We start from the raw sequence: 9,123 nt of genomic DNA on the forward strand, positions 1-9,123 counted from the left end.
TTAGCGGTTACGGCCGGTGTGGACCGTCACTTCGGCAGAGAGGCCGGCAATCAGCGGACGCGGGCTCTTGTCGTCGAGCCTGATACGGACCGGGACGCGCTGGGTCACCTTGACCCAGTTGCCGGTGGCGTTCTGCGCCGGCAGCACCGAGAACTCCGAGCCGGTTCCGGCGCCGATCGAGGCGACATGGCCTTTAAGGGTGAGATCCGGATAGGCATCGAAGCGGACTTCCGCGACCTGCCCGACGCTCATCCGGTTGAGGTCGGTCTCTTTGAAGTTCGCCTCAACGTAAGAGCTGGTGTCGGCCACGATGGTGAGCATCGGCAGGCTGGTGACGGCCTGTTGGCCGATCTGCAGCCTGTCGGCCTGCGCTACGCGGCCGGCAATCGGTGCGCGAATTTCGGTCCGGCGCAAAGCGAGGTCGGATTCGGCGCGCCGAGCCTCGGCAGCGGCGATTTGCGGGTTCTGACCTGGAACGGCCGGACCCTGGGCCAGCTTGGCCCGCGCCTCGCGCTGATTCGCCTCAGCCAGGCGCAGCTGTTCGCGGGCTTGGGCCACAGCGTGCTGCGCGGCTTCGTAATCGGCCTTGGTGGTGAAGCCGCGCTGCCACAGCGCTTCCTGACGATCGAGCGTGGCTTGTGCGAAAGCAATGTTCTCGCGGGCGGCAGCGATGTCGGCGCCGGAGAATTCGCTGGCATTCGCGAGGGCCGTGACGTTGGCTTGAGCCGTGGCAATCGAAGCTTCGGCTTCGGCCATCTGCAGGCGGTACGGCTCCGGATCGACGCGGAACAGCAAGTCGCCCGCCTTGACCTCCTGGCCTTCCTTCACCGCCACTTCGACGATCTTGCCGACGATTTCGGCGCTGACACCGACCATATCCTGCTTGAGGTAGGCGTTGTCAGTGGTGACCTTGCCCTGCAGGCCCTGCCAATAGACGAATGCACCGATCAGGAAAGCGAGCGGTACCACAATCATTAGGGCAATCTTGCCCCATCGCCGACGCGGCTTGGCGCTTTCGACGAGATCGCTCTCTAGTAATTGCGGATCAGCTTCCGCCATCGGCTTTCAACTCGCGTGTAATCGTTCGAAACGGTCAGATAGGCTAACAGGCTTTGCCTAACAACTGACAGACAGGCAAATTATTGGCAAAGGACGTCAAAATGCGTGAACAGACAGGCGGTTGCCAGTGCGGACGCGTGCGTTACGCAGTCAAAGTCCACAGTGACGAGGCCTACCTGTGCCATTGCCGCATGTGCCAACGGGCGACCGGTGGCGTGTCGATCGCCTTCAAGAACGTCGCCCAGGCCGACATCGTGTGGGAGCATGAACCGGACTGGTATGCTTCGTCTCCCATGGCGCGGCGTCCGTTCTGTCGGGAATGCGGCACACCGCTCGGCTTTACCTACAACGAAAGCGAAAAGATGGACCTGACGGTTGGGTCGTTCGACGACCCCACGCATTTCTACCCGACCAGCAACTTCGGCGTCGAAAGCAAGCATGCCGCCTGGGAGGACACCAGCCACCTGCCGGGCGTGAAGGTCACCGAATACGCTCCCGCGGTGAAGCGGTGGGCCGACGCCGGGCTCGAGGTGCCGGAGTGAGCGACGTCCGTACCGAGATGGTCGAAAGTTTCGACGGCGCGCCGCTGGCGGTTCACAGGCTGGGGGCGGGCAGGCCGGTGCTCATGCTGCACGGCCTGTTTTCCAGCGCGCAGATGAACTGGATTCGCTTCGGCCACGCCGCGCGGCTGGCAGAGGCGGGGTTCGAGGCGATCATGCCGGACTTGCGCGCCCACGGCCAAAGCGCTGCGCCGCACGAGCCCTCATCTTTTCCTCGTGACGTGCTGGTGCGGGATGTCAGGGCGGTGGTCGACGCTGCCGGCCTCGAAGACTTCGACCTCGTCGGCTTCTCGCTCGGTGCAAGGACTGCGGCCCGGGCCGTGATCTCGGGCCTGGCGCCGCGCAAGCTGGTGCTCGCGGGCATGGGGCTGGAAGGCCTCGCCGGGTGGGAAGGGCGCGCGGCCTTCTTCATCGACGCCATCGACCGCTTTGCCGAGGTCAAGCAGGGCGATCCCGCCTACATGGCGGTGCAGTTCATGAAGACCATGAAGATCGACCGGGTCGCCGCCCGATTGCTGCTCCAGTCCGTCGACGACACGAGCAAGGAGGACCTCGTCGCGATCACCATGCCGACCCTGGTCCTGTGCGGAGACAAGGACCGCGACAACGGCTCTCCACAAAAGTTGGCAGAGGCCTTGCCGAACGGTCGCTTCGAGGAGATTCCCGGCACGCACATGGGCTCGGTGACCGAACCCGATCTCGGCCTGGCGATTACGCGCTATCTGGCGGGTTGATTTGACCGCATAGCCAGTCCAGACCGGTTCCCATTGAAACTGGTTCCAGGGAATGAGGTTGGTCCGAATGAAGTTCAAGGTTCTCGCATCCGCTGCCGCACTGGCGCTCGCCACCGGCCTGGCTGTCCCCGCCGTGGCGCAGGACGCTCCGGCGGGCCAGGCCGTCGCCGCTTTCCCGAAGACCCCGCAGGGCGCGGCGGACTTCCTCAAGGCGGTTGAGAAGGATCTGTTCGACTACTCGGTCGACGCGGGCCGGATGAACTGGGTCAACGCCACGTTCGTGAACTTCGACACCGACACGCTGACCGCGGCGATCAACGCGGTCGGGACGGAGAAGTCGGTCCGCTACGCGCTCGAAGCGGCGCAGTTTGCCCAGGTTCCGGGCCTCGATCCCGTGGTCGAACGCAAGCTGACCATCCTGCGCACCGGCATCGTGCTACCGGCACCGACCCGCGAAGGCGCGGCGACCGAGCTCAACGAGATCGCCACCGACCTCTCCTCGCAATATGCCAGGGGCAAGGGCACCCTGAATGGCCAGCCGATCTCGGGCTCCGATATCGAGGCCGAGATGGGCAACCTCGAGCGCACTCCGGCCGAATTCGCCGAGATGTGGACCAGCTGGCATGACAACGTCGGCGCCCCGATGCGCGACGACTACGCCCGCATGGTCACCATCGCCAACGAAGGCGCGGAAGAGCTCGGCTTTGCCGACACCGGCGCGATGTGGCGCTCCAACTACGACATGCCGCCCGCTGAGTTCGCCGCGCTGACCGACAAGATCTGGGGCGACCTCAAGCCGCTCTACCTGGCGCTGCACACTTACGTCCGCACCAAGCTCAGTGAGAAGTACGGCGAGGCGGTGCAACCCGCCAAGGGCCCGATCCGTGCCGACCTGCTCGGCAATATGTGGGCGCAGGAGTGGGGCAACATCTACCCGATCGTGGCCCCTGCGGGTGCCGGCGACCTCGGCTATGACCTGACCAAGCTCATCGAAGCCAAGGGCATGAACGAGCTCGACATGGTCCGCGCGGGCGAGAACTTCTTCTCCTCGCTCGGCTTCGCTGCTCTGCCGGAAACGTTCTGGGAACGCTCGCTGTTCGTGAAGCCGGCCGACCGCGAGGTGCAGTGCCACGCCAGCGCCTGGAACATCGACAACAAGGACGACCTGCGCATCAAGATGTGCATCAAGCGCAATGGGGACGACTTCAAGGTCATCCACCACGAGCTGGGCCACAACTACTACCAGCGCGCCTACAACCAGCACGACTACCTGCACCTCAACGGCGCCAACGACGGCTTCCACGAAGCGATCGGCGACATGGTCGCGCTCTCGATCACGCCGGAATACCTGGTGCAGATCGGCCTGCTCGACCGGGCGGATGTGCCGAGCGCGGACAAGGACATCGGCTTGCTGCTGCGCGAGGCGCTCGACAAGGTGGCGTTCCTGCCGTTCGGCCTGCTGGTCGACAAGTGGCGCTGGGGCGTGTTCGACGGCTCGATCCAGCCGGCCGACTACAACAAGGCTTGGGTCGACCTGAAGCGCGAGTACCAGGGCATTACCCCGCCGGGCGAACGGCCCGCCAACGCCTTCGATCCGGGCGCCAAGTACCATGTCCCGGGCAACACGCCGTACATGCGCTACTTCCTCGCCCGGGTGCTGCAGTTCCAGTTCTACAAGGCTGCCTGCGACGAAGCCGGCTGGAAGGGCCCGCTGCATCGCTGCAGCTTCTACGGCAACAAGGAAGTCGGCAAGAACCTCAACGCCATGCTGGAAATGGGCGCGAGCAAGCCCTGGCCCGACGCGCTCGAGGCCTTCACCGGCACCCGCGAGATGAGCGGCAAGGCGATGGCCGAGTACTTCGCCCCGCTCAAGGCGTGGCTGGATCAGCAGAACAAGGGCAAGACTGCGGGTTGGTAGGGCTTGGCCGGAATTCAATAACTTATTGAATTTGAGGAAAAGTTAGATAATCCTGCGGCAGCAGCGTTTCTTTCACTGACCGCCTTTCTAAGATAGAGCCCCCAATCGCTGCTACGGTTGGGGGCTCACATCATTTTGGGTTACAATGCACCCTTAACGCCCGCAATTCGATGACGATCAGACCGCAAGGTCGTCGAGAGAAGTGTCCAAGGCGTTCGCGAGTTTCGCCAGTGTGGCGATGGAGCCGCTTCGACGGCCAGCCTCGATATCTGCGATCTGCACACGGTTGACGCCCGAGACTTCGGCGAGGCGCATCTGGGTGAGGCCGCGCAGGCCGCGATAGACGCGCACAGGGTTTTCCCCGGCAAACAGCCGATCGGCAAAAGCAGCGGGGATCAACTCGTCCTCGCCGGATTCGATGCGCTGCATCGCTCGGTCATAGGCGCGCAACTCGTCCAGTTCCTCAGCCGCTTCAATCAAGCGGTCATACTCGGCGCGATCGATAGTCACGGTAGCCATACGTTTCACCCTTACTCGTAAACCGAGCCTCTCGGCCCGATCTCCAGAACAGCCAGCACATTCCCGTCATCATCCATGATGACACGCCAGTCCCCGACCCGCAGACGAACGCCCCGACGGCCCTTGAGTGCCCTCACGTTGTTAGCCTGTGAAACGGGGTTCTCAGCATACTGCTCTATCTTGGACCTAATCAGCACCGCCACATTCGAGGGCATCCGGCGCAAGACCCGAATGGCCGAACGGGAATAGCTGATCTGCCTCACGTTTGTGATGTAGCTCATAGCTACAGTGTAGTCAATCGCTACATTCTCGGAGGCCGACACTCCAAAGTGGAGCTAAACCCGTTGCCCCCGGCAACGCTTCGCCCCATAACCGCCCACGGAGCCGCCACGCACGGCTCTGGGGCTTAGTAACCCCGAAACGGATCGGTTGGACTGCACGATGCAGTCCCCACATCCTTGACCCTATGGTCGGGGAGCCTGCGACGTATGTCCAGGGCTCACCAGCCTAAAGGTCGCAGGGGCCGTTATTCGTTTCGGTTTACTAACTCCCCGATCACCAGGGATCATGGTGTGAAGTCGTAGCGGGGGCGCACCGCCATCGACTTTGCGGGAGGGACGCGAAGATGGCGATGGGCGATAAGCACATCGAGACTGGAACCTTGCAGCTCGGGCACTGGGGCTTTTCGCTTGCGCTGGACGATGGCGGCGTCTGGCAGCTGGACATGGCGGTGTGGGGCGCCAGGAAATACCTGGGCCAGCGCGTCACTATCGAAGGCTTCCGGTCGGAGTTTGACCTGATCGACGTCTATCGCATCAGGCCCGGCGTAGAGCGACTAGCCTAGAAGCTGACCCGCTGCATCGCGATGCGTGAGCCCCGCAGCGGCGGGAACACGGTTTCGAGCGGCTTCTTGTCCGGCAGGACGTAGACGATGCCGCCGGTCTTCTCGAAGATCGGCTGGACGCTCTGGGCGTAGAAGTGCGCCGGCACGTTGATGCAACCGTAAGTGATGCGGTTGTCGCTCGTGGTGGGCGAGAGCAGCCTTTCCAGGCGCCGTTCCTTCTTATTGCCCGTCACCACCGCATGCAGAGCCACCGAGGTGTCGTAATCGACCCACAGGACTTTCTGGCCGGTGCTGGCCGGGCCGATACGAGCGACGAAGCGGCCGGCTGGGGTAGTCTTTTCGGCTGGGCCAAGCTCCGCGAGGGTCTTGCTGCCGACGCCGGGGGTGGAGTCGTCGCCATCGGTGATCCCGAGCAACGCCGGCGTCTCGCCGAGCGACTTGCCCTTGGCATCGTAGACGAACACCGTCGCGGCCTTCTTGTCGATGATGATGAAGGGTAGCGAGCCGTTGTCGTTGGTGTCGATGACCCAGCGCGCAACGCGCGTGGTCGCGGCCGACGTTTCGGTCGGTGCGAAGACGGCGACCGGAGGGGTCGCGGGCTGGTTGGTGCTCGGGGTGCGCGACCTGGTCGTGGTCGAGTTGCTCCCGCTTGCTGTCGTACCCGGCTTGCTGGCCTGCGACGGCGGTTGCGGCCGCGAGGTCGCGCGTTCTGGGCCGCGCGGTTGAGCAAGGAGAGCCGGGGGAAGCGTCAGGCTTCCGGCAACGAGGACAGGCAGGATCAATCGAAAAATTTGGCGCATCAGACAGTCATTGAAAGAGACCCGACCGGTTTTACCCGGTCGGGCCCTTGATCTTAGAATTTAGGCATAAACTGCCGCTGAACAAGTATCAGTTCCGCGGAGCTCTGGGCGGCGGAGGCGGCGGGGGCGGCGCATTGAGGCGTGCCTCAACCGCGTCGAGACGCCGGTTCGCGTTCTGTGCGGAGGTATTGGCGGCTTGCGCTTGGGAAAGCGCGGTGTTCGCCGTGTTTTCAGTTTGGACCAGTCTCGACTCCACTCCGTCGATGCGCTGGTTCACCGTCGCGATTTGTTGGTCCACATATTCCGTGGTGGCGCAACCGCCCACACCTGATGCGGACACAACAATAAGGGCGGCGGTGGCTAGTTTACCCTTCAGGTTAGTCATTTAACTATTCCCCTGCTGGAGCTTTCACCTATCACGACTCCGGAAGAGCTTATCGGTTCCCCGATTTGCTCACGGCGGTGGCGCGACTTGCACATTTCGCTTGTTAAGAATTCTAGGGAATAGGGGGAAACCCGAAGTTTGACGGGGAAATTCTGTGGTTCGTTCAGAAATAGGGATTAAGCGAGCCAATCACGGCCAATCGAGCAAATTGGACGACGAATTTCGTCTCATTTGATCTTGGCCGACCAGAAAAACCCCTGAACCGATCGCGCTGCCGGTTCTTTTCTCGGAGCAGAAAAGGAGAAGGGCGCGGTCCTTTCGAACCGCGCCCTTCACTTTGTTCTTTTATTTGAAGGCGATCAGCCCTCGGTAGCTTCGTCGCCGGCTTCCGCGTCTTCGACCGGGGGAAGTTCACCCGGTTCGAGGCTCGGATCGAGGGCTTCGGTGAAGCCTTCGGTCTCGCTGCGGTCGTCTTCGGCGATCTGGCCGATCACGTCGACGCCCTGGCGCTGCAGTTCGGCCTCGTCGTCCGAGCGGGCCACATTGGCCTTCACGGTGACTTGGACTTCCGGGTGCAGAGCGACGCGGACGTCGAACAGGCCGATCGTCTTGATCGGACGCTCGAGGATGATCTGCGCCTTGTTGACGTTGTGGCCGAGAGCCTTGAGCGCATCAGCGACGTCGCGAACGCTGACCGAGCCGTAAAGCTGGCCGGAGTTCGACGAGGCGCGGATCAGCACGAATTCGGCGCCGTCAACGGTCGCACCCGACTTGGCGGCTTCGTCGCGACGTTGGGCGTTCTCGGTTTCGAGACGCTCGCGGTTGGCTTCGAAAACCTTGCGGTTGCCTTCGTTGGCGCGGAGCGCCTTCTTGTTCGGCAGCAGGAAGTTGCGGGCGTAGCCGTCCTTGACGGTTACGACGTCGCCGATCGTGCCGAGCTTCTCGATACGTTCGAGCAGGATGATTTGCATCGGTCTGCCCTCCTTACTTCACGATGTAGGGAAGAAGGCCGAGGTGACGCGCGCGCTTGATCGCACGGGCCAGCTCACGCTGCTTCTTGCCGGAAACGGCGGTGATGCGGCTCGGGACAATCTTGCCACGCTCGGACATGAAGCCCTGCAGCAGACGCGTGTCCTTGAAGTCGATGACCGGAGCATCCTTGACCGAGAACGGGCAGGACTTGCGGCGGCGGAAAAACGGACGTGCCATCAGATGCGCTCCCCATCACGTTCGCGACGCTTACGATCGCGCTCGTTCTTGCGCATCTGCGCAGACGGACCTTCTTCATGCTTGTCGACGGAGACGGTGAGCCAACGGATCACGTCTTCGTTGATGCGGTTCTGGCGCTCGAGCTCGGCCACGACGGGGCCCGGGCACTCGAGGTTCAGGAGCACGAAGTGCGCCTTGCGGTTGCGATCAATCTTGTAGGCGAGGCTCTTGAGGCCCCAGGTTTCGGTCTTGGAAACCTTGCCGCCGCCCTGTTCCACGATTTCCGTGATGTTGGCGGCGAGCGCGTCAACCTGAGCTTGGCTCAAGTCCTGGCGCGCGAGAAAGACATGCTCGTACAGCGGCATGTTCGCGTTCCTTTCATTTCTGCCGATCGCTGGCTTGTCCACCCGAATGGTGGGGCCCCTCCGGCTTTCTTGGGGTTTCCTGGCAGTCACGACCGCCGAGGAAGGCGGGCACATACAGCTTTACGGCTGGAATGCAAGCGATCGGAGGGCGGTGGGGGACATCTTCGCGAAAATTGCCCGTGTCGTTGATTGGGGCTTTACAGATGCGAATGGTTCGCAATAGCATGCGATCAGAAGGAGCCTGACGTGTCCCAAGCACCAGCGATCGGCCCAGTGATCTTCGTCCGCCAGTTCCGCCTGTGGGCGGCTGCCCGTGCGAAGGGAGAGCACCCCTTGCCGCACATGCAGTCTGCGGTGAGCTTGTTCGAGACCGCACCCGAGTTGTCGGTCGCCTGCGCCAGCTTGTTCGACCTGGTCGAAGCTCAGCTGGAAAGGCCCCTCACGCCAGAATGCTGCTGCAGCCCGGCGTTTTCACGCGACGAGCGGGCCTTGCTCGGGATCCTGCGCCATGCTCCCGAGGCGGGGCAGCCGCTGACGAGTTCCGCGGTTCCGCATGGCTTGCCGGGTGCGATCTGCTGGGCGGCCTTCGCCATCCGCCGCGCGCTGGCGGAGACATTCGCCGATCAGTTCGGCACGCCTGAGCCTGGAGCCGGCCAGCCCTCGGCCTGTCCGTTCTCGCAGGAGACCAGACCGATTCTCGTCGCGGTCGCCTAACGCTGCAACGCTTCGT

13 protein-coding genes are annotated in these 9,123 nt (G+C 62.9%); 5 read left to right on the top strand and 8 right to left on the bottom strand.

Annotation, left to right across the window (positions count from 1 at the left end; all coding sequences use genetic code 11):
• On the bottom strand, positions 1-1,059 hold the full coding sequence (locus ASD76_RS03335) for an HlyD family secretion protein (protein ID WP_055918461.1): 1,059 nt from the start codon (positions 1,057-1,059) through the stop codon (positions 1-3).
• Positions 1,060-1,160: 101 nt separating this feature from the next.
• On the opposite strand from ASD76_RS03335, the gene ASD76_RS03340 reads away from it, so the two are divergent.
• The 3 genes from ASD76_RS03340 (at position 1,161) to ASD76_RS03350 (ending at position 4,271) form a co-directional block, all read left to right on the top strand.
• The gene (locus ASD76_RS03340; protein WP_055918464.1) at positions 1,161-1,601 is read left to right on the top strand and encodes a GFA family protein; all 441 of its coding nucleotides are present in this window, start codon (positions 1,161-1,163) and stop codon (positions 1,599-1,601) included.
• On the top strand, positions 1,598-2,353 hold the full coding sequence (locus tag ASD76_RS03345; protein ID WP_055918467.1) for an alpha/beta fold hydrolase: 756 nt from the start codon (positions 1,598-1,600) through the stop codon (positions 2,351-2,353). Before ASD76_RS03340 ends, ASD76_RS03345 begins: the two co-directional genes overlap by 4 nt.
• A gap of 67 nt (positions 2,354-2,420) precedes the next feature.
• Positions 2,421-4,271: a M2 family metallopeptidase gene (locus ASD76_RS03350; RefSeq protein ID WP_055918469.1), complete on the top strand. Its 1,851-nt coding sequence runs from the start codon at positions 2,421-2,423 to the stop codon at positions 4,269-4,271.
• A gap of 177 nt (positions 4,272-4,448) precedes the next feature.
• Here ASD76_RS03350 and ASD76_RS03355 read toward each other — a convergent pair whose 3' ends face one another.
• Positions 4,449-4,790 (bottom strand): helix-turn-helix transcriptional regulator, encoded by a 342-nt coding sequence (locus tag ASD76_RS03355; RefSeq protein WP_055918472.1) that lies wholly within the window; start codon positions 4,788-4,790, stop codon positions 4,449-4,451.
• Positions 4,791-4,801: 11 nt separating this feature from the next.
• On the bottom strand, positions 4,802-5,071 hold the full coding sequence (locus tag ASD76_RS03360) for a type II toxin-antitoxin system RelE family toxin (RefSeq protein WP_235506493.1): 270 nt from the start codon (positions 5,069-5,071) through the stop codon (positions 4,802-4,804).
• Positions 5,072-5,415: 344 nt separating this feature from the next.
• On the opposite strand from ASD76_RS03360, the gene ASD76_RS03365 reads away from it, so the two are divergent.
• Positions 5,416-5,634, top strand: a complete 219-nt coding sequence (locus tag ASD76_RS03365) for a DUF5818 domain-containing protein (RefSeq protein WP_055918476.1) — start codon at positions 5,416-5,418, stop codon at positions 5,632-5,634.
• Here ASD76_RS03365 and ASD76_RS03370 read toward each other — a convergent pair.
• From ASD76_RS03370 to rpsF, 5 genes are all read right to left on the bottom strand, one after another.
• Entirely contained in the window at positions 5,631-6,434 is an 804-nt protein-coding gene (locus ASD76_RS03370) for a hypothetical protein (RefSeq protein ID WP_055918479.1), read from the bottom strand. The genes ASD76_RS03365 and ASD76_RS03370 overlap by 4 nt on opposite strands.
• An 88-nt stretch (positions 6,435-6,522) precedes the next feature.
• Positions 6,523-6,819, bottom strand: coding sequence for a hypothetical protein (locus tag ASD76_RS17800; RefSeq protein WP_082553577.1), 297 nt, complete (start codon positions 6,817-6,819; stop codon positions 6,523-6,525).
• A 359-nt stretch (positions 6,820-7,178) separates the two neighbouring features.
• Positions 7,179-7,790: a 50S ribosomal protein L9 gene (gene rplI / locus ASD76_RS03375; RefSeq protein ID WP_055918481.1), complete on the bottom strand. Its 612-nt coding sequence runs from the start codon at positions 7,788-7,790 to the stop codon at positions 7,179-7,181.
• 13 nt (positions 7,791-7,803) lie between these two features.
• Complete coding sequence (gene rpsR / locus ASD76_RS03380) at positions 7,804-8,028, bottom strand: 30S ribosomal protein S18 (protein ID WP_055918484.1); 225 nt, start codon at positions 8,026-8,028, stop codon at positions 7,804-7,806.
• The gene (gene rpsF / locus ASD76_RS03385) at positions 8,028-8,393 is read right to left on the bottom strand and encodes a 30S ribosomal protein S6 (protein ID WP_055922885.1); all 366 of its coding nucleotides are present in this window, start codon (positions 8,391-8,393) and stop codon (positions 8,028-8,030) included. Before rpsF ends, rpsR begins: the two co-directional genes overlap by 1 nt.
• Positions 8,394-8,639: 246 nt before the next feature.
• Between rpsF and ASD76_RS03390 the strand changes: the two genes are divergently transcribed.
• The gene (locus ASD76_RS03390; RefSeq protein WP_156457528.1) at positions 8,640-9,107 is read left to right on the top strand and encodes a hypothetical protein; all 468 of its coding nucleotides are present in this window, start codon (positions 8,640-8,642) and stop codon (positions 9,105-9,107) included.
• The last annotated feature ends 16 nt before the right edge of the window (positions 9,108-9,123 follow it).

The organism is Altererythrobacter sp. Root672, assembly GCF_001427865.1.
Classification (GTDB): Bacteria; Pseudomonadota; Alphaproteobacteria; order Sphingomonadales; family Sphingomonadaceae; genus Croceibacterium_A.

Excerpts from the sequence above, each read along its gene's own strand:
- ASD76_RS03335 (WP_055918461.1), bottom strand. The coding sequence starts at position 1,059 with ATGGCGGAAGCTGATCCGCAATTACTAGAGAGCGATCTCGTCGAAAGC.
- ASD76_RS03340 (WP_055918464.1), top strand. The coding sequence starts at position 1,161 with ATGCGTGAACAGACAGGCGGTTGCCAGTGCGGACGCGTGCGTTACGCA.
- ASD76_RS03350 (WP_055918469.1), top strand. The coding sequence starts at position 2,421 with ATGAAGTTCAAGGTTCTCGCATCCGCTGCCGCACTGGCGCTCGCCACC.
- ASD76_RS03355 (WP_055918472.1), bottom strand. The coding sequence starts at position 4,790 with ATGGCTACCGTGACTATCGATCGCGCCGAGTATGACCGCTTGATTGAA.
- ASD76_RS03360 (WP_235506493.1), bottom strand. The coding sequence starts at position 5,071 with ATGAGCTACATCACAAACGTGAGGCAGATCAGCTATTCCCGTTCGGCC.
- ASD76_RS03365 (WP_055918476.1), top strand. The coding sequence starts at position 5,416 with ATGGCGATGGGCGATAAGCACATCGAGACTGGAACCTTGCAGCTCGGG.
- ASD76_RS03370 (WP_055918479.1), bottom strand. The coding sequence starts at position 6,434 with ATGCGCCAAATTTTTCGATTGATCCTGCCTGTCCTCGTTGCCGGAAGC.
- ASD76_RS17800 (WP_082553577.1), bottom strand. The coding sequence starts at position 6,819 with ATGACTAACCTGAAGGGTAAACTAGCCACCGCCGCCCTTATTGTTGTG.
- rplI (WP_055918481.1), bottom strand. The coding sequence starts at position 7,790 with ATGCAAATCATCCTGCTCGAACGTATCGAGAAGCTCGGCACGATCGGC.
- rpsR (WP_055918484.1), bottom strand. The coding sequence starts at position 8,028 with ATGGCACGTCCGTTTTTCCGCCGCCGCAAGTCCTGCCCGTTCTCGGTC.
- rpsF (WP_055922885.1), bottom strand. The coding sequence starts at position 8,393 with ATGCCGCTGTACGAGCATGTCTTTCTCGCGCGCCAGGACTTGAGCCAA.